Source organism: Pseudarthrobacter sulfonivorans, from assembly GCF_001484605.1.
GTDB classification, from domain to species: Bacteria; Actinomycetota; Actinomycetes; order Actinomycetales; family Micrococcaceae; genus Arthrobacter; species Arthrobacter sulfonivorans_A.
Map to the genome: position 1 here is coordinate 548,967 of NZ_CP013747.1, position 25,728 is coordinate 574,694.

A 25,728-nucleotide genomic window follows, 5' to 3' on the forward strand; every position below is an offset into this window, starting at 1 on the left:
CTGCCTTCCGGGAGAACCTCAGGCAGCCGCTAATGGCCGTAGAAGGCTTTCTCGAACACCCCACGGGCCCGCCGGCTCAGGCGGAGGTAGTCCTCTTCCAGGGCGGCCGCGTTGCCAGGTTCGTAGCCGCACCAGCGGGCCACCGCCTCAAGGTCCCCGCGGGCGGACGGCAGCGTGTCCGACGCCCTGCCGCTCCAGATGACGTTGGCGGACCGGATCCGGCTGGCGAGCCGCCACGCGTCGGCCAGCAGCTTCGCGTCAGGCCCGGTGAGCAGGTCCAGTGAAGCCGCCGCTTCCAGGGACTCCACCGTGGACGTGGTCCGCAGTTCCGGGTGCTTGGCCGCGTGCTGGAGCTGAAGGAGCTGCACCAGCCACTCGACGTCGCTCAGTCCTCCGCGGCCAAGCTTCACGTGGCGTGCCGGATCCGCCCCGCGCGGCAACCGCTCCGCTTCCACCCGCGCTTTGACCCTGCGAACCTCCCGGACGTCCTGCTCCGAAATCGACTCCGGGTATCTGATGGGGTCGATGAGGGCCAGGAAGTCCTCGGCCAGGGCATCGTCGCCCGCCATGGGCCGGGCACGCAGCAGCGCCTGCGCTTCCCAGATCAACGACCACCGGCGGTAATATTCGGCGTACGAATCGAGCGAGCGGACCATGGCCCCGTTCTTGCCTTCGGGCCGAAGATCCGCGTCCATCTGCAGCACCCGCTCGGCCATGATGGCCGGCTTGAGCGGCTGCGTGAGCAGGCTGGAGACCTTGGCGACAATCCGGGCCGCCTGTTCCTGCGCTTCCTCGTCCGTATAGCCCGGCAAGGCGCGGTGCACGTACATGACGTCGGCGTCGGAGCCGTAGCCGATCTCGCGGCCGCCCTGGCGGCCCATGGCCACCACCAATATCGCGGTCTTGAGCGGTCCCGCAGCAGAGACGACGCCTTCGGCCACGCGCAGCGCGCCCAGCACCGCTGCCCGGTCGGTGTCAGCCAGCGCCGCGCCCACCTGGTCCTGGTTGAGAAGCCCGGCAGAATCGGCGATCGCGATCCGGAGGATCTCCCGGCGCCTAATGAGCCGGATCAGCCTGATGGCGTTTTCCGGGTCCGAGTGGCGCGACATTTTGGACGTGATCTCCTGCCACTGGGCTTCGAAGCCCAGCGGCACGAGGTCTTTGTTGGTGCCCAGCCACGCCACCGACTCCGGCGAAACCTCCAAAAGATCCGCAATCAGGCGTGAGTTCGAGAGCACGTTGCATAGCCGTTCAGCCGCCGCTGTGGAATCCCGGAGCATGCCCAGATACCAGTGGGTGGTGCCAAGGGCCTCACTGACGCGCCGGAACGCGAGCAGCCCGGCGTCGGGATCAACACCTTCGGCGAGCCAGTCCAGCAGGATGGGCAGCAGCTGGCGTTGCAGGGCTGCCCGCCGGCTGACACCGGCGGTGAGCGCCTCGATATGCCGCATGGCGCCCCGCGGGTCACGATAGCCCAGCGCGGCGAGGCGGCCCTGGGCGGCCTCCGGCGTCAGCCTGGCGTCCTCGCTGCTGAGTTTGGCAGCGGTGTTAAGCAGCGGACGGTAGAAAATACGTTCGTGCAGCTCGCGGACAGAGCGTTTGGTCTTCTGCCAGGTGGCCAGCAGCGAAGCCGGCGGCGGCCTGTCATTGGAGAAGGGGCTAAGCACTGCCTTTGCGAGGGCGCGCTGTGCCGCTTCGCTGACGGGCATCAGGTGTGTCCGCCGGAGCTGGAACAGCTGGATGCGATGTTCCAGGAGGCGAAGGTACCGGTACGCGTGATCGAAAGCGGCGGCGTCGGACCTGCCGATGTAGCCTCCGGCTGAGAGTGCCGCTATTGCTGCGGTGGTATCCCTGCGCCGAATGGTTTCGTCGGATTTTCCGTGCACCAGCTGGAGCAGCTGCACGGTGAACTCCACGTCCCGGAGGCCGCCGCGGCCGAGTTTGATCTGCCGCTGTTCCTCCGCCGCCGGGATATGCTCGGTAACCCTTCGGCGCATCGCCTGCACGGACTCCACGAACCCTTCACGGCCCGCGGAGCTCCAGATCAATGGGGCCACCGCTTTTTCGTAGCGTTCCCCCAGGTCCTTGTCACCGGCGATGGTCCGCGCCTTCAGGAGAGCCTGGAATTCCCAACTCTCTGCCCAGCGCGCGTAGTAGCTTTCGTGTGAGGCCAAAGTTCGGACCAGTGGGCCGGACTTGCCCTCCGGCCGCAGGTTGGCATCCACTTCCCAGAGCCCAGGTTCACGTGCCACGGAGGAGATCGCCCTGGAAATACCGGTGGCCAAGGCTGTGCCGATAGTGCTGGCACGGGCGTCGTCCAGGTCGCCGGCGTCGATCACGTAGATGACGTCGACGTCGGAAATATAGTTCAGTTCCCGCGCTCCGCATTTGCCCATCCCGATGACGGCCAGGCCAACGGCGGCCACCTCCCCGGCGCTGAACTGCTCAGCAGCCTCGGCACGGGAAACTGCCAGCGCAGCTTCGATCGCGGCCCCTGCCAGGTCAGCGAGTTCAGCTCCGACGGCGGGCATAAAGTCCAGCGGGTCAGCAGCGCACATGTCCTTGACCGCCAGGTCCACCACCCCGCGGCGGTAGGCCGACCGCAGCGCGGCATAGGCGTCGGCTCCGGTCATTCCCGCCACGGGCCGTGCTGACCCGGGTTCCGCGCGGACGGATTTCAGGAGGACAGAGCGGAGTTGTTCCGGGTCTGCCTGAAGTGGCTCGGGACTGGCCGTGACGTCGAAGGCGTCCAGGTGTTCAGGGTGCCGGATGAGGAATTCCCCCAACGCTTCGGAGGCCCCGAGCACCCGGTAGAGCGGCTCGCTTGTCTCCGGATCGGCCGCGGCCAGCTCCCGGAGACCGGGGTGCTTTTCGATCAGCCGCACCAGTGACTGCAGTGCGGTGTCGGGGTTGGCGGCCATTTGCAGGCCGGCGAAAATCCTGTCCGGGTCCAGGCCATCCAGTTCCGGGGCAGCAAGGAAGCGCTCACCCTTCTCCAGGTCACTGAAGCCGGCTGAGATGAGGCGGCGTGCGAGGCTCACCGCCGCCTAGAGAATGCCGAGGTTGCGCTGCAGTTCGTAGGGCGTCACCTGGAGCCGGTAGTCCTGCCATTCGGCACGCTTGTTGCGCAGGAAGTGCTCGAAGACCTGCTCGCCGAGGATCTGGGGCATCAGTTCGGAGTCCTCCATGGACCGGATGGCATCGTGAAGGCTTGCGGGCAGGGGGTCGTGGCCCATGGCACGGCGCTCGGCGGAGCTCAGTGACCAGACGTCGTCCTCTGCTGCGGCGGGCAGGTCGTAGCCTTCTTCGATCCCCTTAAGCCCGGCCCCCAGCAGGACGGCGTAGGCAAGGTAGGGGTTCGCTGCCGAATCGATGCCGCGGTATTCGATGCGGGCCGACTGGCCCTTGCCGGGCTTGTACAGCGGGACCCGCACCAGCGCCGAACGGTTGTTGTGGCCCCAGCTGAGGTAGCTTGGCGCTTCGCCGCCACCCCAGAGCCTCTTGTAGGAGTTTACGAACTGGTTGGTCACAGCCGTGAACTCGGGAGCGTGCTTCAGGATGCCTGCGATGAACTGGCGGGCCGTCTTGGAAAGCTGGAATTCGGCGCCCGCCTCGTAAAAAGCGTTGGTGTCGCCCTCGAAGAGCGAGAAGTGCGTGTGCATCCCGGAGCCGGGGTGGTCGGTGAAAGGCTTGGGCATAAACGTGGCGTAGGTTCCCTGCTGGAGGGCCACTTCCTTGATCACCGTGCGGAACGTCATGATGTTGTCCGCGGTCTGCAGGGCGTCAGCGTAGCGCAGGTCGATCTCGTTCTGGCCGGGACCGGCTTCATGGTGGCTGAACTCAACCGAAATGCCCACGGATTCCAGCATGGTCACGGCCGTGCGGCGGAAATCCTGCGCCACGCCTCCGGGAACGTGATCGAAGTAGCCGCCCTCGTCAACGGGTACCGGAGCACCGTCGGGCCCGGGCTGCTGGGACTTGAGGAGGTAGAACTCGATCTCCGGGTGCGTGTAGCACGTAAACCCCATGTCCGCAGCCTTGGCCAGCGTGCGCTTGAGGACATTGCGCGGATCCGCGGCCGACGGTTCGCCGTCCGGAGTCAGGATGTCGCAGAACATACGCGAGGTCTGTTCGGTCTCGCCACGCCAGGGCAGGATCTGGAACGTGGACGGATCCGGCTGCGCCAGCATGTCCGACTCAAACACGCGTGCCAGGCCTTCGATGGCTGAGCCGTCGAAACCGAGCCCTTCCTCAAACGCACCTTCAACCTCGGCCGGGGCAAGCGCCACCGATTTGAGTGAACCTACGACGTCGGTGAACCACAAACGTACGAACCGTACGTCGCGCTCCTCGATTGTGCGCAGGACAAACTCTTGCTGGCGGTCCATGATGGCCTCTTCTCGGTCAATCGTTCATGCCCCGGGTCCGCGGAAGCGGCAGCCGGCAGCAGTTCACCTTCACTTTACTAAGCAATCGGCTCCAATGCGGGCGACGGCGCCGCACGTAACACATCGTTTACACAGCAACCATTGACGGCCGCGCCCACAGGTGGCAATAAATGCCCTTGGCGGGCACGTGAATATGACGCGGATCACGGTCCGCCGGGCCGTCTGCGGTGGCTAGGACTGCTGCTGCCGCATTACGCTCTTGCCATGGCCTCAACCAATAGCTCTGAGTCAAGCGCGTCCGCTGAAGTACACGCACCTTACGGAAACGGACCTGCACCGGTGCAGCCGCCGTCGTCGGAAGTGAACGCGAAGCCCGCACCCAGGGTGCGTATCCACCACCTGCAGCAGGCCAAGAGGGACGGCAAACGCTTCGCCATGCTGACCGCCTACGAGCAGTACAGCGCGGAGATCTTCGACCAGGCCGGCATCGAGGTCCTCCTGGTAGGCGACTCGGCGTCCAACAACGTATTCGGCAACGAGACCAGCCTGCCGGTCACGGTGGATGAACTCCTGCCCCTCTGCCGCGCCGTGGCGCGGTCCGCCAAGCGGGCCCTGGTGGTGGCAGACCTGCCGTTCGGCAGTTATGAAGTCTCGGCGCAGCAGGGTGTGGAAACAGGTGTCCGGTTCCTCAAGGAGGGGCTGGCCCATGCCGTCAAGATCGAGGGCGGAAAATACTACGCGGAAACCGTCCGGGCCATGGTCCAGGCCGGCGTCCCGGTGATGGCCCATATCGGCTTCACCCCCCAGAGTGAACACGCGCTGGGCGGATACCGGGTCCAGGGCCGCGGGGATGACGCCCAGCGATTGATTGACGACGCCGTGGCGCTGGTGGAGGCGGGGGCGTTCGCCGTCCTGATGGAAATGGTTCCGGCGGACACTGCGGCCGCCGTTGACGCGGCGGTCAGCGTGCCGACGGTGGGGATCGGCGCCGGCAACGCCACCACGGGGCAGGTGCTGGTGTGGCAGGACATGGCCGGGTTCCGCGGCGGCAAGATGGCGAAGTTCGTCAAACAGTATGCCGACCTGCGCACTACCCTCAGTGACGCGGCGAAGGCGTACGGCGACGAGGTCCGAACAGGTCAGTTCCCCGGACCGGAGCACTCCTTCTAGCGACTGACGCGCTCCCCAAGCTCGCCAGGGGCCCCTCGCGCATCAGTCTTGGTCGTCCTGCTTCTCCCACGCGTCGTTGCGGGCCCGGACCTTTTCGAGGGCGTGTTCGGCCTCTTCCCGCGTTTTGTAGGGGCCGATCAGCTGGCTCCAGTCTGAGAGTGCGTCCTCTTCCACCTCATGGGTGTTCACGTTGTACCAGTACTCAGTCATCGGTCCTCCTCGTTCCAGCTGGCCAGGCCCTGCCGTGATCCACGTAACTTAAACGTGGATGCGGACAGCTTGGGGCTTCCAGTTACTTGGCCTAATGCGGTGCCTTATATGATCAATCTATGCCTTCCCTAGCCTCGACTGCACCCACCGGCACCCTTACCCGCGGAACCGTCAGCCCGCAGCTCCCCGTTCCCGCGTCCATCCCGCGCCCGGAATACGTAGGCAAGCCCGGCCCGGCCAAGTTCACCGGCTCCGAGATCAAATCCGCCGAGACCATTGAGAAAATCCGGATCGCCAGCCGGATCGCCGCACAGGCCATCGTTGAGGTGGGCAAGCACATCAGGCCCGGCGTTACCACCGACCAGTTGGACAAGGTGGGTCACGAATTCCTGCTGGACCACAAGGCCTACCCGTCCACGCTTGGCTACCGCGGGTTCCCGAAGTCCCTGTGCTCGTCGCTGAATGAAGTGATCTGCCACGGCATCCCGGACAGCACCGTGGTCCAGGACGGCGACATCCTCAACATCGACATCACTGCTTTTATCAACGGAGTCCACGGCGACACGAACCACACCTTCCTGGCGGGCGACGTCGACGACGAGTCGCGCCTGCTGGTGGAGCGCACCCGGGAATCCCTCAACCGGGCCATCAAAGCCGTGGCTCCCGGCCGGGAGATCAACGTGATCGGCCGGGCCATCCAGTCCTACGCCAAGCGTTTCGGCTACGGCGTGGTGCGGGACTTCACCGGCCACGGCGTGGGCGAAGCGTTCCATACGGGCCTGATCATCCCCCACTACGACGCAGCGCCGGCCTACAACACAGTCATCGAGGCCGGCATGGTGTTCACCATCGAACCCATGCTGACCCTCGGCACCATCGAATGGGACATGTGGGAGGACGACTGGACAGTTGTCACCCGCGACCACAAGCGGACCGCCCAGTTTGAGCACACACTGCTGGTGACAGAATCCGGCGCCGAAATCCTCACCCTCCCCTGAAATTTTTTCCGGTCAGCCGCCCGGCCGACCTGCCGCCCTGCCACGAACGGAACAACATTGGCCAAGAAGGACGAGAAGTCGCACAAGAACGCCCCGCTGATCGGCATTGACATCGGCGGTACGGGAATCAAGGGCGGCATTGTCGACCTGAAAAAAGGCAAGCTGCTGGGTGAGCGGTTCCGCGTGCCTACGCCCCAGCCCGCCACCCCTGAGGCCGTAGCCGACGTCGTGGCGCAGGTGGTTGCCGAGCTTTCAAGCCGCCCGGAGGCCCCGGCCGCGGATTCGCCCGTGGGCGTCACCTTCCCCGGCATCATCCAGCATGGCGTGGTCCATTCGGCGGCCAATGTGGACAAGACCTGGCTCCACACCGACATTGATGCATTGCTGACCGCACGCCTTGGCCGCCCGGTGGAGGTCATTAACGACGCCGACGCCGCCGGGCTGGCGGAGGCCCGCTTTGGTGCGGGTCAGGGGGTGGATGGCACTGTCCTGGTGATCACCCTGGGCACCGGAATTGGCTCAGCATTCATCTTCGATGGCCGCCTCGTCCCCAACGCAGAACTGGGGCACCTGGAGATCGACGGCTTTGACGCCGAAAGCAAAGCCTCAGCCGTGGCCCGCGAAAGGGACGGACTGAGCTGGGAGGAATACAGCGTGCTGCTGCAGCGCTACTTCTCGCACGTGGAATTCCTGTTCTCGCCCGAGCTGTTCATCGTGGGCGGTGGCATCTCCAAGCGCGCAGACGAATACCTGCCGCACCTCAAACTGCGCACCCGGATCGTGCCGGCCGAACTCAAGAATGAGGCCGGGATCGTCGGTGCCGCCGTCGAAATTGCCATTAAGCACAAGCTCACAAAATAGCCGGTGGCTGCCCGGCGCCGAGGGGCAGCCGGTGCCGGTGGTGGCGGCGGCTTCCCCTCCGCGGCCACCACCCGGAGCTTACAGGGGGCTCTTTTCGGAGCTCTTCGCGAGCCCCGCCGCGGGTTGCGTGCCTTCTTCCACGGACTCGTGGCGGAGCAGGGCAATGGCGGTCTCGAAGTCCTCAAGGGATTCGAAGGCCTGGTACACGCTGGCAAAACGCAGGTAGGCCACCTGGTCAAGCTTCTGCAGCGGACCAAGGATGATCAGGCCGACTTCATGGGCGTCGATCTCGGCCGCGCCTGAGGCACGGATCTGCTCCTCCACCTCCTGGGCAAGGAGCGCCAGGTCGTCTTCGCTGACCGGCCGGCCCTGGCATGCCTTGCGCACGCCGTTGATGACCTTGCTGCGGCTGAAGGGTTCGCCCACTCCGGAGCGTTTGATCACCGAAAGGCTGGTGGTTTCCACGGTGGTGAACCTGCGGCCGCATTCCGGGCACTGCCGGCGGCGGCGGATGGCCGAGCCGTCATCTGCCATGCGGCTGTCCACAACACGGGAGTCCGGATTGCGGCAAAATGGACAGTACATGGTGTCCCCTCCCTCGATGTCTTCCGGCGCCGATGTTTCCGGCCCCGGCGGACCTCTCCGCCTCTCAGTTTACGACTACATGTAGCGGAATAACAATCCTGTAATTACCACATGTAGTGGTGCCTGCTGCCTGCCCCGCAGGCCTGCTGCGTCAGTTGGCCTCGCGGAAGCGCGCCGTGACCGCTTCACCGTGCGCCGGCAGGTCCTCGGCACCGGACAGGCTCACGATGTGGCCGCTGACTTCCTGCAGCGCGGCCCGGCTGTAGTTGATGACCTGGATGGCGCGCAGGAAAGTGGTGACGTTCAGTCCGGAGGAAAACGCCGCGGTCCCGCTGGTGGGCAGGACGTGGTTGGAGCCGGCGCAGTAGTCGCCCAGGCTGACAGGGCTGTAGTCCCCCACAAAGATCGCCCCGGCGTTCCGGATCCGGGCAGCTACCGCCGGCGCGTCAGCGGTCATGATTTCAAGGTGTTCAGCGGCGTAGGCGTCGCAGGCGGCGATGCCCTGTGCCAGGTCCTCTACCAGGACAACTCCCGACTGCGGGCCGGACAGCGCCTCGCATACACGCGCGGAGTGCTTGGTGCCGGCCGCCTGCAGGTCCAGTTCGGTGCGGACTGCCGCGGCCAGGTCCTCCGAGTCCGTGATGAGCACGGAAGCTGCCTGGGGGTCGTGCTCGGCCTGGCTGATCAGGTCTGCCGCCACCAGGGCAGGTTGCGCCGTTGAATCAGCCAGGATGGCGATTTCGGTGGTCCCCGCCTCGGAATCGATTCCCACCACACCCTTGACCAGGCGCTTCGCCGTAGCCACAAAAATGTTCCCCGGACCCGTGACTACATCAACGGGCTCCAGCGCCGGCCCGACGTCATGTGCCGGCACGCCGTAGGCGAACGCAGCGATGGCCTGGGCCCCGCCGATGGCGTAGACCTCGTCGATGCCGAGCAGGGCCGCTGCCGCGAGGATCGTGGGGTGCGGGAGGCCGCCGAAATCTTTCTGCGGCGGCGATGCCAGGGCGATGGACTGCACTCCGGCAGCCAGCGCCGGGACTACATTCATGATGACCGACGACGGATAGACGGCAAGGCCGCCGGGGACGTACAGGCCGACCCGCGATACCGGCACCCAGTTCTGGCTCACCAGCGCACCATCGCCGAGTTCGACGTCGAGATCCCGCGGCCGCTGCCCGTCCGCGAAGCGCCGGGCCCGGCTGATGGATTCTTCCAGCGCGCTGCGTACAGCCGGATCCAGCTCCGCCAGCGCCCGGGCCAACGAGGCTGCCGGGACGCGGGGGTGGACCTGCTGGACTCCGTCGAAACGGAGTGCCAGGTCGCTGAGGGCTGCGAAGCCGTCCTCGCGGACGGCTTTGATGATATCCAGCACTTTTTGTTCCGCATCCGCCATGGTGTGCTGCCGGGCGCGGGGAACAGCGGCGCGCAAACCGGCAAGTGTCAGACCCCTGCCCCGAAGGTCGACCGTCCGGAAGCTGACAGCGGCGGCAGGCGGGGTGGCAGGAAGTTCAGGAGATGTGGTCACCGGTCCATTTTACGCGCCGGGCGCGTTGCCTTCGGCTACCGGCATGCCCGCACTCCCGGGCCCGCTCCTGAGCAGGTTTATCAGGCTCAGGACAAACACGGACGTGGCAGTCGCGGCCGGCCACAGGATCAGCACGGGCAGGGACCGGAGCGAGAACGCGACGCTGGCATTGACAGACGTATCTGCGGGGCCGCCCCACAGCTGGCCCGCAAGCACGCCGGTCAGCCACGCGATCAGGGCGCCGCCCAGTCCGCCGGCCAGGCCCAGGAGGAAGGCCGCCTGCGCATCGCGGCCGCCTATATCGGTCAGGAAGACGGCCACCAGGCACCCTGCGAACACACAAAGCCCAGCAAGGGTGAGGTCCCTGAGCAGCCATACCTCCGGATTGGTCCCGTCGGCCAGGGCGGGGTTGCGCGTGATCAGGTTCATCCCCCCTGGGGCGAGCAGCCACCACAGGAGGCCGACGGGAACACCACCGGCGGCAGCAGCGGCAAACCATTTCCACGGCAGCCGGGAAGACCGGCGGCTGATGTGTTCTCTCATGAAACAAACCTTAACAAATGTAGGGTGTGGCCGGTTCGATGACGTGGGCAGTCTGAACAGATGACGTGCCGGGTCAAGCGATTGCTCCCTGTCCGGCGGGGACTAATACCCTTAAGGAAGAGTCCATTTCAGCCTGCTTTTCAGGGAGCAAATCTCAAGATGACAGACAAAACGCCGTTCGAGGGCACGTTCAAGGAAATGTTCCGGCGGCATGCTGCCGGGGTCGCCATCATCACCGTGAACTACCAGGGCGAGCCCTACGGCTTTACCGCCACGTCCGTGGCGTCACTTTCCGCACAGCCGCCGCGGTTCACTTTCAACATGGCCCGCAGTTCAAGTTCCTGGCCGGCCGTGGCCAACGCTACCCACCTCGGCGTCCACATGCTGGGCCTGGAAAACCAGGCGCTGGCGGACCGTTTCGCGCGTACCAAGGACAGGTTCGGCGGGGACCATTGGGAAGTTGGCCCGCACGAGGTCCCGATCCTCAAAGACGTCGCCGGCTGGCTGATCGGCAAGATCCAGATGCGGCTCTCCTTCGAGAACAATGCCGTGGTGGTGGTTGAAGTTGTGGAGGGCGAAGTGGGCGACGACGGTTCGCCGCTCCTGTACCACGCCGGCGGCTATGGCCAGCCGGTCCCGCTGGACTACGAGATCTGACTAACGGGACCTAGTTATCCAGGCAGGTTGGGCCCAGGAGCACCTTCAGGTCGCCGAACAATGACGGACTGGGGTTGACCCTGAGATGGACGGGGAGGCCCATGACTTCCGTCCGGGTGTCCCCCTGCAGGTGAAGCCGGACTTCCGAGTTCCCCCGATGGTTCCGAAGCACATCGCCCAGTTCGGTGACAACAGCCTCGGTTGCCTTGTGGGTAGGCATCGAAATGAGCACGGGGCCGTTGGTTCCTTCACTGAGGTCCGGAACGGAGAGTTCCATGCAGTTCAGCGTCACGGCACCATCGTCCCGCCGCTGCAGGCGGCCTTTGACCACCACGATCAGGTCCTCGGCAAGGACCGAGGCGATGGGGCCGTAGACCTGGCCAAAGAACATCACCTCCATGGAGCCGCCAAGGTCTTCGATTTCGGCACGGGCATAGGCGTTGCCACTCGCCTTGGCGATCCTGCGGCTGAGCGAGGTGATCATGCCGGAGATGGTGATGATGGCGCCGTCGTGCGGCCCGTCTTCGCCGATGATCGAGGTGATGGACTGGTCCGCGTGCTGGCTGAGGAGTCCTTCCAGGCCCTGCAGCGGGTGGTCCGACACATACAGGCCGAGCATGTCCCGCTCAAACGAGAGCTTGTCCTTCTTCTCCCATTCCGGCAGGTCGGGAATCTCGATGCTCAGCGACGCTTCGGATTCGGCCTCCTCGAAACCGGCGAAGAGATCGAACTGGCCGATCGCTTCGTTTCGTTTGAGGGTGATGACGGAGTCGATGGCCTCTTCATGGATCATCGCCAGCGCACGCCGGTGGTGGTTGAGGGAATCGAAGGCTCCGGCCTTGATCAGGGATTCAATGGTCCGCTTGTTGCAGACCACGGCGGGGACCTTCATGAGGTAGTCCTTGAAGGACGTGTAGGCGCCTTCCTTTTCGCGCGCGGCCACCATCGCTTCGACGGCGTTGACCCCTACGTTGCGGATGGCGCCCATGCCGAAGCGGATGTCGGTGCCTACCGGGGTGAAGTTCAGCGCGGATTCGTTCACATCCGGCGGCAGCACGGTGATTCCCATGCGCCGGCATTCGTTGAGGTAAATTGCCGATTTGTCCTTGTCGTCACCGACCGACGTCAGCAGGGCAGCCATGTATTCCGGCGCAAAGTGCGCCTTCAGGTAGGCGGTCCAGTAGGAGATCACGCCATAGGCGGCGGAGTGGGCCTTGTTGAAGGCGTAGTCGGAGAACGGCAGCAGGATGTCCCACAGGGTCTTGACGGCGGCCATGGAATAGCCGTTGTCCTGCATGCCCTGGGAGAATCCGGCGAACTGCTTGTCCAGCTCGGATTTCTTCTTTTTACCCATGGCGCGCCGCAGGATGTCTGCCTGCCCGAGGGAATAGCCCGCGAGCTTCTGGGCTACGGCCATCACCTGCTCCTGATAGACGATCAGGCCGTAAGTTCCACCGAGGATTTCAGCAAGGGGTTCCTTGAGTTCGGGGTGGATCGGAATGACTTCCTGGATCCCGTTTTTGCGCAGCGCGTAGTCGGTGTGCGCGTTGGCGCCCATCGGGCCTGGCCGGTAGAGCGCGAGCACTGCGGAGATGTCTTCGAAGTTGTCAGGCTTCATCAGCTTCAGCAGTGAGCGCATGGGGCCGCCATCAAGCTGGAACACGCCCAGGGTGTCGCCCCGGGCCAGCAGTTCATAGGAGGCCACGTCATCCAGGGCCAGGCTGTCCAGGTCCAGGTCCAGGCCCCGGTTGAGCTTGATGTTCTCCAGGGCGTCGGAAATGATCGTCAGGTTCCGCAGGCCGAGGAAGTCCATCTTGATCAGGCCCAGGCCCTCGCAGGTGGGGTAGTCGAACTGCGTGATCACCTGGCCGTCCTGGATGCGCCGCATGACCGGGATGACATCGATGATGGGGTCCGAGGACATAATGACGCCGGCGGCGTGCACGCCCCACTGGCGTTTCAGCCCCTCAATGCCGAGAGCCGTCTCGAAGACCTTGGCGGCCTCGGGATCAGTTGCGATCAGCTGGCGGAAGTCACCGGCCTCGCCGTAGCGCTTTGAGTCTTTGTTCTGGATGTCGGCGAGCGGGATGTCCTTGGCCATCACGGCCGGCGGGAGCGCCTTGGTCAGCTGCTCGCCCATGCTGAACGGGTAACCCAGCACACGGGAGGAGTCCTTCAGCGCCTGCTTGGTCTTGATGGTGCCGTACGTGACAATCATGGCCACGCGCTCGTCGCCGTATTTCCGGGTCACATAGTCGATGACCTCGGACCGCCGACGATCATCGAAGTCAACGTCGAAGTCAGGCATCGACACACGGTCCGGGTTGAGGAACCGTTCAAAGATCAGGCCGTGCAGGAGCGGATCCAGGTCCGTGATGCGCATGGCGTACGCCACCATGGAGCCGGCTCCGGAGCCACGGCCCGGCCCGACGCGGATGCCGTTTTTCTTCGCCCAGTTGATGAAGTCGGCCACCACCAGGAAGTAACCCGGGAACCCCATGGAGGTGATGACTTCGAGCTCGTAGTCAGCCTGGGTGCGGACTTTGTCCGGGACACCGCCCGGGTACCGGTATTCCAGTCCGGTGGCAACTTCCTTGACCAGCCAGGATGTCTCGTCCTCGCCCGGCGGGCACGGGAACCGCGGCATGTAGTTAGCACCGGTGTTGAACGAGACATCGCAGCGCTCGGCGATCAGCAGGGTGTTGTCGCAAGCATCCGGGTGGTCCCTGAACAGCTCCCGCATCTCCTGCGGGGATTTGAGGTAGTAGCCGCTGCCGGAGAACGCGAAGCGGGAACCGCCGTTGTCATACGATGGCTCCAGCAGCGTGGAACCCGACTGGATGGCAAGCAGGGCCTCGTGCGCCTTGGCGTCGTGTTCGTGCGTGTAATGCAGGTCGTTGGTCGCCACCAACGGCAGGTTCAGGTCCTTGGCCAGCCGCAGCAGGTCCCCCGTGACCCGGCGTTCAATGTCCAGGCCGTGGTCCATCAGTTCGCAGAAATAGTTCTCCGCACCGAAAATGTCCCGGAATTCCGAGGCGGCTTCCACGGCCTCGCGGTACTGGCCCAGCCGCAGCCGGGTCTGGACCTCCCCCGAAGGGCAGCCAGTAGTGGCGATCAGGCCTTCGGAGTATGTGTTCAGGAGCTCACGGTCCAAACGCGGCCACTTGCCGAAGACTGCGTCCAGCGAGCCAATGGACGAGGCCCGGAAGAGGTTGCGCATGCCGACGTTGTTATAGCTCAGCAGCGTCATGTGGGTGTAGGAGCCACCGCCGGAGATGTCGTCCTTGCGCTGGTGTTCCTCGCCCCAGCGGACACGGCTTTTGTCCGTCCGTGCGGTGCCGGGGGTGACGTAGGCTTCGACGCCGATAATCGGCTTGATCCCCTGGTCCGTGGCGCGCTTCCAGAAATCGAAAGCCCCGAAAAGGTACCCGTGGTCGGTGGTGGCCAGGGCCGGCATCCCGAGGCGTTCAGTCTCGTTGAAGAGCTCACCCAGGCGGGCTGCGCCATCCAACATGGAGTATTCGGTGTGGTTGTGGAGATGGACGAACGAGGCATTGCTGGAAGTCACCGCACCATTCTAAGCGCTGGCGGACTGCCAAGGGCCCAGCGACCCAGCCGCTAGGCCTCCCCGGACTCCAGGACTTCGAGGGCAAAGGCCAGGTCCTGCGGGTATTCGCTGGTAACGGTCACGCGCTCCCCCGTTGCCGGGTGGTCGAAGCCGAGCTGCCGGGCATGGAGCCATTGCCGGGTCAGGCCCAGGGTGGCGGCGAGCCGAGGATCCGCCCCGTAGGTAAGATCTCCGGCGCATGGGTGCCGCAACGCAGAGAAATGGACACGGATCTGGTGTGTACGCCCGGTCTCAAGGTGCACCTCCACCAGCGTGGCCTTGCCAAAAGCCTCCAGCACCTCATAATGCGTGATCGACGGCCGGCCGTCTTCGATCACGGCAAAGCGCCAGTCGTGTCCGGGGTGGCGACCGATTGGTGCGTCGATGGTGCCCTCCAGCGGATCCGGGAGCCCCTGGACCACCGCGTGGTACACCTTCTCCACGGTGCGCTCCTTGAAGGCCCGCTTCAGGGCCGTATAGGCGCGCTCCGTTTTGGCCACCACCATCACCCCGGACGTGCCGACGTCGAGCCGGTGCACAATCCCCACCCGCTCAGGGGAACCCGACGTCGAGATCCGGAAGCCGGCTCCGGCGAGACCGCCGACCACGGTGGGCCCTACCCAGCCGGGCGACGGATGCGCGGCAACGCCCACCGGCTTGTCCACCACGACAAATTCGTCGTCGTCCAGCAGGATTTTCAGGCCTTCCACAACTTCCTCCACCACTTCGAGCGGGTCCCGTCGTTCAGGCACCGTCACTTCCAGGACATCGCCGGCAACCAACCGCGCGGACTTTCCGAGTTTCTTGCCGCGGCTCACCACGTTGCCTTCAGCAATGAGGGTCGCGGCCATTGACCGGGAAATCCCCATCAGCTTGGCGAGCCCTGCGTCCGCCCGCGTTCCGCCGAATTCGTCGGCGACCACCACACGCTCAGACACCGTCCGTGTCCTTCGGCTGTGCCGCCTCTTTCCGTGCCGCCGCGACGTGGCGTGAACCGTCAAGGGCGATCCCCTTCAGCGTGAGGATACAGATGATGACCACCGCCGAGACCACCGCGGAGTCGGCGATATTGAAGATCGCAAAATTGGGCAGCTGGATGAAATCCACCACGTGCCCCATGCCGAACGAGGGCTCCCGGAAGAGCCTGTCCGTCAGGTTGCCCAGGGCCCCGCCCAGGAGCAGACCCAGTGCCAGCGACCACCAGGCCGAGCCCAGCTTGCGCACCTGGAACAGAATGGCGATGGAGACGCCGGCCATGATGATGGAGAACACCCACGTGACATTTTCACCGATCGAAAATGCGGCGCCGGAATTGCGGATGAAGTACCAGTGCAGGAGCGGCGGAAGCACCGGGATGCGTTCACCCTCCACCATCGAGGACGTCACCCAGAGTTTTGTCAGCTGGTCCAGGACGTACGCAAAGACCGCAAAACCGGCGAAGAGCGAGAGCAGGAGTGCCCGCCGGGGGCGGGCTGATGAAGGAGAAGGGTTTGCGGCGTCAGCGGCGAGGTGGTCAGTCATGGTGCTTTCATTTTGTAAAACCGATGTTAAATCCTAAAAACCGGCGGCCGAGGAATCCTCAGCCACCGGTTCTCAGAATACGTGCTTGACGAACTAGTTCGCTTCAACCTCAGGTGCCGCCACGGAACCGCGGGCGTCAAGGTCGCGCAGCTGGCCTTCAATGTAGGCCTTCAGGCGTGAGCGGTAGTCGCGTTCGAAGCCGCGGAGTTGCTCTACCTTGCGTTCCAGGACGGAGCGCTGCTGCTCGAGGGCACCGAGGATCTTCCGGGACTTCTCCTGGGCATCGTTGACCAGGCTGCTGGCCTCGATCTGGGCCTCTGCGATGATCTTGTCCTTCTGGGACTGACCGTCGGCGACGTGACGGTCGTGCATCTGCTGCGCCATGGCAAGCAGGCCGGCAGCGGACTCGGCTGAAACCGTGCTTCCGTTGGCTGCGGTGGGCGCAGCAGCCGGGACGGCCGCAACAGGTGCTACCGGCTCGGCTTCCTTCTTCTTGGCGGCGTCGGTAGCTTTCGCCTCGACCTCGGCCTTCGCCGGGGTCTCAACCTTGTCAGCCTTGACGGGTACGGGAACCTTCTCGACCACCGGGGCGGACGCAGCGGAGCTGGCCGGCACACCGGAACCTGATTCTGCAAGCTTCTTGCGGAGCTCGTCGTTCTCCTGGTTCAGGCGCCTGAGTTCCACAACGATCTCGTCCAGGAAGTCATCAACTTCATCCTGGTCGTACCCTTCGCGGAACTTGGTCGGCTGAAAGCGCTTGTTGACAACGTCTTCTGGCGTCAAAGCCATCTGGTCACCTCATTGGTCTAGTTAGTCAGTAGGCCTTCCGGCCGTCAAAACTACGGTACCTAAATATTGTCTGGTTCCTCTAATTCAACACTGGGTGTCAAACCGGAGATTTCTTCGCGGCTCAGAGGGAGTTCCAATTCCAGGAACTTCGCCTGCGCCGCTAGGTCTTGTCGAAGATTACGCGAAACCCCTGGTGACCGCCATCGCGATGCTGACGGCGATGAACAGGACCAGAAACCCGAGGTCCAAAGTCACCCCGCCGAGCCTCAACGGCGGGATCAGCCTCCGGAGCCCCTTGAGGGGCGGATCGGTGATCGAGTACACCGTGTGGGCCACCACGAGGGCAACACCACGCGGACGCCATTCCCTGGCAAACATCTGGACCCAGTCAAAGACCAGCCGGATGATCAGCGCCACGAAGAACAGCAAAAGGGCGATATAGACAAGTCCGAAAACAATTCCCATGACTTAACTCATATCTCCATGTCCATTCCGGATACCGCGGTGCCCTGCCAATGTTTCTTGTCTATTTCAGCACAGATGCCAGACAGGTGTACCTGTCTGGCATCCGGAATAAGCTCAGGGCTAACTTTGATTGAAGAAGCTGGCCTGGGTCTCGCTGACCTTCTTGTCATCGCCAATGACCTCAATGTACGACGGTGACAGCAGGAAAACCTTGTTGGTGACGCGTTCGATGCTGCCCCGGAGACCAAAAACCAGGCCGGCCGAGAAGTCAACGAGACGCTTGGCGTCCGCTTCGCCCATGTCGGTGACGTTCATGATGACCGGGATGCCGTCCCGGAAACTCTCACCGATGAGCTTGGCGTCATTGTAGGATCGCGGGTGGATCGTGGTGATCTGCCGAAGCCCGGACGGTTCTTCGCGGCTTGAGGCCGCACGCTTGATGGGGGTCACTGGTGCGCGGTATTCCTCTTCGGGGGCGTGTGATGACTCGCGGCTGACGTCGCGGACGGGTGCCGGTGCACGGCGTTCCTCGCGGTCAACTTCCATCGAATCGTCCTCGTCCTTACGTGTTGTGGTGTGCTCGGACTCGTAGTGTTCATCGCCATCGGCGAGCCCAAGATAGATCATTGTCTTGCGCAGAGCGCCGGCCATGGTCGACTCCTAATCGTGTCCGTAGGCGGGCCGCCCAATGACTTGACAGCCTTGAATCCCCCGCCATTCACTTCCTATGGGATCGACGCTACCCCACGTCAGGACGCGATCCGAGAATATCGGAACCGATTCGCAGGTGTGTCGCACCGAAACGGATGGCCGCTTCCAGGTCCTGGCTCATGCCCGCCGAGATGGCGGTTGCGCCGGGATGCTCCGCTACCAAGGCCGCCGAGATGGCTGCCAGCTTTTCAAACGCCGCCTCAGGACTGGTGCCCAACGGAGCGACAGCCATAACGCCCGCCAGTTCCAGTCCTGCCGCAGCGGCCAGCCGTTCGGCCAGGAGTGGTACCTCCGCCGCGGCCACGCCGCCGCGATGCGCGCCGGCGTCGTCGTCGAGGCTGACCTGGATGAAGCACTCCAGGGCTTCCCGGCCCGTCCGCTCCTGTTCCGCGGCGATGGCACGCTCAAGGCCATCAACCAGGGCCAGCCGGTCCACGGAGTGGAGCGCATGGGCATACTTCACTACGGATTTCGCTTTTTTGCTCTGCAGCTGCCCGACGAAGTGCCAGTTGAGTCCGAGGCCTGCGAGTTCGGCCGCCTTCGAGGAGGCTTCCTGATCCCTGTTCTCGCCGACGTCGCGGACGCCGAGGGCAGCCAGGCGCCTGATGTCGGCGGCCGGATGGAACTTGGTGACCACAATCAGCGTGGGCAGTTCCCCCGCCCGGCCTGCATCCTGGACGGCCGCATCAATACGACGCTGCACGGCGGCGATGCGCTCCGCCAGATCAGCCATCCGTTCGGCGTTGTCCTCCACAGTGCCCTCATTCATGCGACCACACCAGTCCCGCGAAGCGCCCGGTGGTATTGGACCTGCGGTAAGAGAAAAGCTCTTGGTTTTCAAGCGTGCACGGACCCGCATATTCGATGACGACGCCGGCAGCTTCAAGTTGGCTCTTCGCCCCTGCTGGGAGATCCAGTGCGGGCGTGCCCCAGGACGTGGCAGCCCACGTCGCCGGCACCTGGGCAGCTACTTGGGCGCGCAGTTCGGCGGGCACCTCATAGCACCGCCCGCAGATTGACGGGCCCAGCCAGGCACGGATGGCGGTGGCCCCGGCTGAGCGCATCCGCTCCACTGCCGCCGGGAGAATGCCGTTTTCTATCCCCGGGCGGCCTGCGTGCACGGCGGCGAGGACCGGACCGTTTGGTCCTTCCCCTACGAGTACTGCCGGGATGCAGTCGGCCACCATCACCGCAATCGGCAACCCACGCGACACCATGGCATCGGCGGTCGGCGCTGGCGTGGCCGGCTCCATCATTTCCACCGCAGTCCCGTGGACCTGCTCCATGAACCGGAGGGAACCACGGGTCAGGCCGGCAGCGTTCTCCAGCGCCTCCCGGCGCTGGAGAACATCAGCGGCATTGTCCCCGACGTGCAGGGCAAGATTACCGGCCTGCGTGTCTGTGAACGCCACACTCACGCCAGCCGCAACTTCGGCCCGCCAATAGAACAACCCGGGCCCTACTTCAGGAAGTCGGGGACATCCAGGTCATCGGCGCGGTTCCCCGAGAGGTCCGGCTCCACTACCGAGGGCAGGTCGACGTCGAAACCTGAATCGGCGGGGACCGCCGACGGGCGCTGCTGGCCCCAGTTGCTCAGGCCTGACGCGCCGACTCCGGCGTGGACCGGCTGGACGTTGTGCTGGTGGCTGCCACCCGAAGTGGGGGCCTGAGCCGGTGCGGGTGACGCTGCGGGCCGCTGCGGCGCAACCTGCGGCTGCGACTGGTCCATGGAGGGAGAGGTGGCCTTGACGTCGTCGAAACCGGCGGCAATGACCGTGACACGGGCCTCGTCACCGAGTGCGTCGTCGATCACGGCACCGAAAATGATGTTGGCTTCGGGGTGGGCCACCTCCTGGACCAGGCGGGCAGCTTCATTGATTTCGAACAGGCCGAGATCGGAACCGCCCTGGATGGAGAGCAGGACACCATGGGCGCCGTCGATGGAGGCTTCCAGCAGCGGCGATGCAATGGCGAGCTCGGCAGCCTTCACCGCACGGTCTTCACCGCGGGCGGAGCCGATGCCCATCAGCGCGGAGCCTGCGCCCTGCATCACGGACTTGACGTCCGCGAAGTCGAGGTTGATCAGGCCGGGGGTGGTGATGAGGTCCGTGATGCCCTGGACACCGGACAGCAGGACCTGGTCAGCGGAACGGAAAGCGTCCAGGACGGAGACGTTGCGGTCGCTGATGGACAGAAGCCTGTCGTTCGGGATGACGATCAGCGTGTCCACTTCGTCGCGGAGGGCGTCGATGCCCGCCTCTGCAGAACCAGCACGACGGCGGCCCTCGAACGTGAACGGGCGCGTCACCACACCGATGGTCAGCGCTCCGAGGGACCGGGCGATGCGCGCCACCACAGGGGCGCCACCGGTGCCCGTGCCGCCACCTTCGCCGGCGGTCACAAACACCATGTCCGCGCCGCGGATGACCTCTTCGATTTCGTCGGCGTGGTCCTCCGCAGCCTGCTTGCCCACCTCGGGGTTGGCGCCTGCACCGAGCCCGCGGGTCAACTCACGTCCGACGTCGAGTTTGACGTCGGCGTCACTCATCAGCAGCGCCTGGGCATCTGTGTTGATGGCGATGAATTCAACGCCCCGGAGGCCGACCTCGATCATGCGGTTGACTGCGTTCACGCCACCGCCGCCGATGCCGACGACCTTGATGACGGCCAAGTAATTCTGCGGAGCTGCCACGTTACGTGTCCCTTGTTCGTGTCCTATTGCGAAAACTGTGGAGTCGGGCTTGAAGCTTCGAACCTTAACCTTCGAGTTGAAGGTTATAGTTATGTCAAGTAACTCATGTCTGGAACGCTATTTCCTATGGTTCGGACATTCAATAACCGGAGCCGCGTGTCGCGGGAATACCGGGTAAATAAAGCGTTCAGCGCGTCACCGGATGCCGCGGCGCGCTCACATCGTACACACGGACGGGGTTCTTCGGGTCCGCGGGAACTTTGAGCAAGGCTTCAAGCACCTTGGCTTTGAGCTCCTTCTCCCCCGCATTCCCCCAAATGATGGTCTGACCGTCCACCAGTTTGAGCTCCACGGCGTCCACAGACTGGGCGGATGCGTTGGACAGCTTCGACAGCACGTCCAGCGGGAGTGCACCGAGGACCGCCGCGGTGGCCTGGAAGAGGTCCTTGCCGATGGTTCCGGCGCCGCCGTCGATCACGGGCAGGGCAACTGCGGCCGGGTCCGCAGGGCTGGCCAGGACCACGCCGTCCACATCCACCAACTGGTACTGCTCCCCCTGCTTGACCAGGGCCACCGGGACCCGCTCCAAAACCTGGACCACCAACCCGGACGGCGGGCGTGCCTGGGTTGAGACGGACTTGATCTGGACGAGCGGCGCCAGGAGGCGGCTGACCTCCTCATCGCTGATCTGGGGCAGGGGTTTGCCCTTCAGGGGTTCCAGTGCGGCCTGCACCTTTTCCGTGGTGACGAGCCGGGTCCCGGAGACCGAGACGGTGCCTACGGCGAGTACCGGCGAAAAGATTGCCGCGGCCAGCAGCGCGCAGACCAACGCCAGGACAGTGCCCAGGGTCACCATGATGTTCCGCTTGAGGCGTTTTCCGGGCGGCTCCGGGAAGGCCAGCACATTGCCGGTGCCCACCGGCGTCTTGCCTGCCGGTGCCTTGTCTGCCGGCGCCCTGTCTGCTGATACCTTGTCCGCTGACCGGTTGCGGCCGGCGTCCTTCGCATTTTTGCGGCCGGGCAAAGACGGGGTGTCCGCTTCCGGGGCGCTTTTGGAGGCCGAGATGACGTCCGGTTCCGCCGGCGCGGAAGGCAGCCGCCTGCCCGGCGAAGCGTAGGTGGGCCGGCGCGGACTACCCACCGAGAGCCTGCACGATCTGCGGTCCGAAGGCCGTGACATCCCCTGCCCCGACGGTCAGGATGATGTCGCCGGGCCCGGCGGCGTCCGTAAGGGCAGCAACCGCCCCGCCCGGCTCCACCAGGCGTCCGCCGGGCGACAGGTGCTCGGCGATGAGCTGGCTGCTGACTCCCGGGATGGGATCTTCGCGCGCGGGGTATATGTCCAGGACCAGGGCGGTGTCTGCCAGGTTCAGCGCATCTGCGAACTCCCTGGCAAACTCCCTGGTGCGGGAGAACAGGTGCGGCTGGAACAAAACATGGACGCGGTGCCCGCTGGCCACGGACCGTGCAGCCGTCAGGGCGGCCCGGACCTCGGTGGGGTGGTGGGCATAGTCGTCATAGACGCGCACCCCGCGAGCCTCCCCTTTCAGTTCAAAGCGCCGCGAAGCGCCCGAGAAGTGCGCCAGGGCACGCGCGGCAGCTTCGACGTCGACGCCCAGCTCCAGCGCGACGGCGACGGCGGCGGCGGCGTTCAGCGCGTTGTGCCTGCCCGGGACCTGCAGGTCCAGGGCGAACCGCCCGGCGGGTGAGGAAACCGCCACGTCCCCCGGGCCGCCGTCGTGCAGCACCAGGTCCGACCCCTCCGAGGTGCCGTACAGCACCACCCGGGTGTTGCCGCGCGCGAGCGTGCGCTCTGCGAGGGCTGCGGCGCCGGCGTCATCAGAGCAGGCAATCAGGACGCCGTCGGCCGGAAGCAGCGCCGTAAAGCGGTCGAAGGACTCGTAGACGGCCTCGGCCGTGCCGTAGTGGTCCAGGTGATCGGGTTCGACATTGGTGACCACCGCAATCTTTGGCCGGTAGTTCAGGAAAGAGCCGTCGGACTCGTCCGCTTCGGCCACAAAGACCCCTGACGTGCCGTGGGCGGCATTGACGCCGAGCGCAGGCACGTTGGCGCCGATCGCAAACGACGGATCCATCCCGGCGCCCTGGAGCAGGACGGTGATCATGGAGGTGGTGGTGGACTTGCCGTGGGTGCCTGCCACGGTCACCACGAGGTCGTCCCCCATGGTGGCCGCCAGTGCCTCCGAGCGGTGCACCACGGGCAGGCCGGCCGCACGCGCGGCCACCAGTTCGGGGTTGTCCGCACGGATCGCCGAGCCGGCCACCACGGTCTGGGCATTGCCCAGGTTGGCGGCGGCGTATCCGACGGCGATCCTCGCGCCGGCGGCGGCCAGCTCCGCCATCACCGGAAGGTCCTTGGCATCCGATCCGCTGACGGCGACGCCGCGGGCCACCATGATGCGGGCCACGGCGGACATTCCCACCCCGCCGATGCCGATGAAATGGACTCGGCCCAGGGACTCCTGGCTGCGGATGTTTGCGGGGATCATGCGGATACCGCTTCCAGGACAAGATCAGCCATGCGCTGATCGGCGTTTCTGATGCCGAGGCGGCGCGAGCTGGCGGCCATGGTGGCCAGGCGGCCGGGGTCGGTGACCAGGGGGATGAGCTTGCTGGCCACCCACTGCGCGGTGAAGTCCTTATCCTGGACCAGGAGTGCGCCACCGGCGTTCACTAGCCCCGCCGCGTTGAGCGCCTGCTCGCCGTTGCCGATGGGCAGCGGGACAAACACTGCCGGTACACCCACGGCGGCCACTTCGCAGACGGTGGCTGCGCCGGACCGCGCCAGCAGCACGTCCGCGGCGGCGTACACCCGTTCCATGCCGTCCACGTACTCCAGCTGCCGGTAGCCCGGCGCGGCGAGCGGGCCGCCGTCGGGCCCCAAAACCGTCTTGCCGCGGCCGGTGATGTGGAGTGTCTGGATCCCCGCCGCGCCAAGGTCCTGGACGGAGGCTGCGACTGCGCGGTTGATGCTCTGGGCGCCGGAGGAACCGCCGGTCACAATCAGCGTGGGCAAAGTGGGATCCAGGCCCAGTTCTTCGCGCGCGGCGGCGCGGGCAGCGTCACGGTCCAGGCTGGAGATTTCGGTCCGCATGGGCATGCCCACATGGCGGGCGTGACGCAGGCGCGTGGTGTCGAAGGCGGTGGCGACGTGACGGGTCAGGAACGATCCCACCCGGTTGGCCAGGCCGGGCCTGGTATTGGCCTCATGGATCACGATGGGGATTCCCCGGCGCCGGGCGGCGAGGTACAGCGGTGTGCAGACGTAGCCGCCGACGCCCACCAGGACGTCAGCCGAGGCGTCGTCGAGGATGCGTCCGGACTGCCTGACCGCCCCGGCCAGCCGTGCGGGCAGCCTGAGGAGGTCAACGGAAGGTTTCCGCGGAAACGGCACCCGGTCGATGGTGGCCAGATCCAGGCCGGCGGCGGGCACCAGCCGGGTTTCCATGCCGGCGGGCGTGCCCACAGCGAGCAGCCTCGCTCCGGGCGCGGCGGCACGCAGGGCGGCCGCGATGGCCAGAAGGGGGCTGATGTGGCCGGCGGTTCCGCCGCCCGCCAGGACAATGGACAGGTTCTGGGAAGTCATCTGGTGCTACGTACGCTTTCTTGCGGTTGTTGTGGGGCTGGCGGTCTTGCGGGCAACGGTTGTCGTGCCGGCGGTTTCCGGCCAGCAGGTTTGCGGCCAGCGGCTCCCCCGGCCTTCTTGGCGCCGAATTTGAGCAGTTTCTTCGGCCTGAGGGCAGGCGCCATCTGTTCGCGGGCGAGCGACAGCACCACCCCCACGGCGCAGAGCGACATCAGCAGTGCCGAACCGCCGTAGGAAATGAACGGTAGCGGCACGCCGATCACAGGCATCAGCCCTGTCACCACGGCCATGTTGACCGTGGCCTGCCCCAGCAGCCACACCATGATGGTGCCGGCCAGCACCCGGTGGAACATATCCTCCTGCGCCACCACTACGCGGTAGATGGCGGCGCCGAGGATGGCGAAAAGGACAAGCACGACGACGGTGCCCACCAGGCCGAGTTCCTCGCCGATGATGGCGAAGATGAAGTCGTTGTGGGCTTCCGGGATCCAGCTGTACTTCTGCCGGCTTTGGCCCAGGCCGACCCCGAACCAGCCCCCGGACGCGAGCCCGTAGAGCCCGTTGGTGGCCTGGTAGTTGGCGTCAATGCCGTCGGCACAGGACTGGCCTGTCCACCACGAGGTGATGCGGCACATGCGGTTTGAGCTGGTGATGGCCATGACGGCCGTGCCGGCGGCCGCGGCCAGAGCGGCGAACCCGAACAGGTACAGCGGTACTCCGGCGAAAAAGAGGGCGGCAGCAGTGATCATCATGATGATCATGGCCGTGCCCAGGTCATTGCCCAGCAGGACCAGGCCGATGACCCCGCCCGCCAGCGGCACGGCCGGGATCAGCACGTGGGGCCAGCGCCGCAGCAGCTTCCCTTTCCTGGCCAGGACGGTGGCCATCCACAGCGCCAGAGTCAGCTTGGATGCCTCGGACGGCTGGAAGGTGATGCCGCCCAGGTCGATCCAGTTCTTGTTGCCGTTGACTTCGTCTCCGATCAGCTGCACCAGGACCAGGAGGACAAGGGCCCCGCCCAGTCCCGGCCAGGCCAGGCGCTTCAGCCAGACCACGTTGATGCGGGAGAGGACAAACATGGTGAAGATGCCGATGGCGGCGAACATTCCCTGCTTGAGGGCGTCGCCGTAGGGCGATTTTCCGGCAGCGATGGATTCGACGCTGGAGGCCGACAGCACCATCATGATGCCGATGGCGGTCAGGGCCAGCGTGGAACCAAGGATCAGGTAATACGTTGAGCCGTTCTTGGAGGTGCCGGTTCCTTCCAGCGTGGACCAGAAGGCTTGGTACGAGTCCCGGATCCGGTCCGGCAGGGTGATGGTGGACTTTACGGGAGAAGCGGGTTTCCCGGCGCGCGGCCGGGGGGCCGGCGACCGGGTGGGCGTGCTGACCATTG

Annotated in this window: 23 protein-coding genes; 4 read left to right on the top strand and 19 right to left on the bottom strand. The window is 65.2% G+C overall.

Annotation, left to right across the window (positions count from 1 at the left end; genetic code table 11):
- Positions 1–29: 29 nt before the first annotated feature.
- Positions 30–3,041, bottom strand: a complete 3,012-nt coding sequence (locus AU252_RS02410; protein WP_058929363.1) for a bifunctional [glutamine synthetase] adenylyltransferase/[glutamine synthetase]-adenylyl-L-tyrosine phosphorylase — start codon at positions 3,039–3,041, stop codon at positions 30–32.
- A gap of 6 nt (positions 3,042–3,047) precedes the next feature.
- Positions 3,048–4,388, bottom strand: a complete 1,341-nt coding sequence (gene glnA / locus AU252_RS02415; protein ID WP_056342417.1) for a type I glutamate--ammonia ligase — start codon at positions 4,386–4,388, stop codon at positions 3,048–3,050.
- 264 nt (positions 4,389–4,652) lie between these two features.
- Here glnA and panB point away from each other — a divergent pair, with 264 nt between their 5' ends.
- On the top strand, positions 4,653–5,558 hold the full coding sequence (gene panB, locus AU252_RS02420; protein ID WP_058929364.1) for a 3-methyl-2-oxobutanoate hydroxymethyltransferase: 906 nt from the start codon (positions 4,653–4,655) through the stop codon (positions 5,556–5,558).
- Positions 5,559–5,600: 42 nt separating this feature from the next.
- Here the strand turns inward: panB and AU252_RS23740 are convergent, their stop codons facing one another.
- Positions 5,601–5,768 carry an SPOR domain-containing protein gene (locus AU252_RS23740; RefSeq protein WP_157768924.1) on the bottom strand — a complete coding sequence of 56 codons (168 nt, stop codon included), beginning with the start codon at positions 5,766–5,768 and terminating at the stop codon, positions 5,601–5,603.
- 119 nt (positions 5,769–5,887) lie between these two features.
- On the opposite strand from AU252_RS23740, the gene map reads away from it, so the two are divergent.
- Positions 5,888–6,766, top strand: coding sequence for a type I methionyl aminopeptidase (gene map, locus AU252_RS02425; protein WP_058929365.1), 879 nt, complete (start codon positions 5,888–5,890; stop codon positions 6,764–6,766).
- A 57-nt stretch (positions 6,767–6,823) separates the two neighbouring features.
- Positions 6,824–7,627, top strand: a complete 804-nt coding sequence (gene ppgK / locus AU252_RS02430; protein ID WP_058929366.1) for a polyphosphate--glucose phosphotransferase — start codon at positions 6,824–6,826, stop codon at positions 7,625–7,627.
- 78 nt (positions 7,628–7,705) lie between these two features.
- Here the strand turns inward: ppgK and nrdR are convergent, their stop codons facing one another.
- The 3 genes from nrdR to AU252_RS02445 form a co-directional block, all read right to left on the bottom strand.
- A complete protein-coding gene (gene nrdR, locus AU252_RS02435) occupies positions 7,706–8,212 on the bottom strand; it encodes a transcriptional regulator NrdR (protein WP_083510226.1) in 507 nt (168 codons plus the stop codon).
- A 151-nt stretch (positions 8,213–8,363) separates the two neighbouring features.
- The gene (hisD, locus tag AU252_RS02440) at positions 8,364–9,740 is read right to left on the bottom strand and encodes a histidinol dehydrogenase (RefSeq protein ID WP_058929368.1); all 1,377 of its coding nucleotides are present in this window, start codon (positions 9,738–9,740) and stop codon (positions 8,364–8,366) included.
- Positions 9,741–9,749: 9 nt separating this feature from the next.
- A complete protein-coding gene (locus tag AU252_RS02445; RefSeq protein ID WP_058929369.1) occupies positions 9,750–10,283 on the bottom strand; it encodes a hypothetical protein in 534 nt (177 codons plus the stop codon).
- 159 nt (positions 10,284–10,442) lie between these two features.
- On the opposite strand from AU252_RS02445, the gene AU252_RS02450 reads away from it, so the two are divergent.
- The gene (locus AU252_RS02450; RefSeq protein ID WP_058929370.1) at positions 10,443–10,940 is read left to right on the top strand and encodes a flavin reductase family protein; all 498 of its coding nucleotides are present in this window, start codon (positions 10,443–10,445) and stop codon (positions 10,938–10,940) included.
- 10 nt (positions 10,941–10,950) lie between these two features.
- Here AU252_RS02450 and dnaE read toward each other — a convergent pair whose 3' ends face one another.
- The 13 genes from dnaE to ftsW all read right to left on the bottom strand — a co-directional run bounded on the left by dnaE (position 10,951) and on the right by ftsW (position 25,726).
- Complete coding sequence (dnaE, locus tag AU252_RS02455; protein WP_058929371.1) at positions 10,951–14,508, bottom strand: DNA polymerase III subunit alpha; 3,558 nt, start codon at positions 14,506–14,508, stop codon at positions 10,951–10,953.
- Positions 14,509–14,558: 50 nt separating this feature from the next.
- Entirely contained in the window at positions 14,559–15,485 is a 927-nt protein-coding gene (locus AU252_RS02460) for an RluA family pseudouridine synthase (RefSeq protein WP_058929372.1), read from the bottom strand.
- Complete coding sequence (gene lspA, locus AU252_RS02465; protein ID WP_058929373.1) at positions 15,478–16,068, bottom strand: signal peptidase II; 591 nt, start codon at positions 16,066–16,068, stop codon at positions 15,478–15,480. Before lspA ends, AU252_RS02460 begins: the two co-directional genes overlap by 8 nt.
- A gap of 93 nt (positions 16,069–16,161) precedes the next feature.
- Positions 16,162–16,857 (bottom strand): DivIVA domain-containing protein, encoded by a 696-nt coding sequence (locus AU252_RS02470; protein WP_058929374.1) that lies wholly within the window; start codon positions 16,855–16,857, stop codon positions 16,162–16,164.
- 177 nt (positions 16,858–17,034) lie between these two features.
- Positions 17,035–17,322, bottom strand: a complete 288-nt coding sequence (locus AU252_RS02475) for a YggT family protein (protein ID WP_056342216.1) — start codon at positions 17,320–17,322, stop codon at positions 17,035–17,037.
- 120 nt (positions 17,323–17,442) lie between these two features.
- Complete coding sequence (locus AU252_RS02480) at positions 17,443–17,973, bottom strand: cell division protein SepF (protein WP_056342219.1); 531 nt, start codon at positions 17,971–17,973, stop codon at positions 17,443–17,445.
- An 88-nt stretch (positions 17,974–18,061) separates the two neighbouring features.
- On the bottom strand, positions 18,062–18,802 hold the full coding sequence (locus AU252_RS02485; protein ID WP_058929375.1) for a YggS family pyridoxal phosphate-dependent enzyme: 741 nt from the start codon (positions 18,800–18,802) through the stop codon (positions 18,062–18,064).
- Positions 18,795–19,484, bottom strand: a complete 690-nt coding sequence (locus AU252_RS02490) for a polyphenol oxidase family protein (protein WP_058929376.1) — start codon at positions 19,482–19,484, stop codon at positions 18,795–18,797. Before AU252_RS02490 ends, AU252_RS02485 begins: the two co-directional genes overlap by 8 nt.
- Before the next feature lie 8 nt (positions 19,485–19,492).
- The gene (gene ftsZ, locus AU252_RS02495) at positions 19,493–20,725 is read right to left on the bottom strand and encodes a cell division protein FtsZ (RefSeq protein WP_058929377.1); all 1,233 of its coding nucleotides are present in this window, start codon (positions 20,723–20,725) and stop codon (positions 19,493–19,495) included.
- A 187-nt stretch (positions 20,726–20,912) separates the two neighbouring features.
- Complete coding sequence (locus AU252_RS02500) at positions 20,913–21,866, bottom strand: cell division protein FtsQ/DivIB (RefSeq protein ID WP_099093365.1); 954 nt, start codon at positions 21,864–21,866, stop codon at positions 20,913–20,915.
- On the bottom strand, positions 21,859–23,235 hold the full coding sequence (murC, locus tag AU252_RS02505; RefSeq protein WP_058929378.1) for a UDP-N-acetylmuramate--L-alanine ligase: 1,377 nt from the start codon (positions 23,233–23,235) through the stop codon (positions 21,859–21,861). The genes AU252_RS02500 and murC overlap by 8 nt, the downstream gene beginning before the upstream one ends.
- The gene (murG, locus tag AU252_RS02510) at positions 23,232–24,332 is read right to left on the bottom strand and encodes an undecaprenyldiphospho-muramoylpentapeptide beta-N-acetylglucosaminyltransferase (protein ID WP_058929379.1); all 1,101 of its coding nucleotides are present in this window, start codon (positions 24,330–24,332) and stop codon (positions 23,232–23,234) included. Before murG ends, murC begins: the two co-directional genes overlap by 4 nt.
- Positions 24,329–25,726, bottom strand: coding sequence for a putative lipid II flippase FtsW (ftsW, locus tag AU252_RS02515; RefSeq protein WP_083510228.1), 1,398 nt, complete (start codon positions 25,724–25,726; stop codon positions 24,329–24,331). Before ftsW ends, murG begins: the two co-directional genes overlap by 4 nt.
- Between the last annotated feature and the right edge of the window lie 2 nt (positions 25,727–25,728).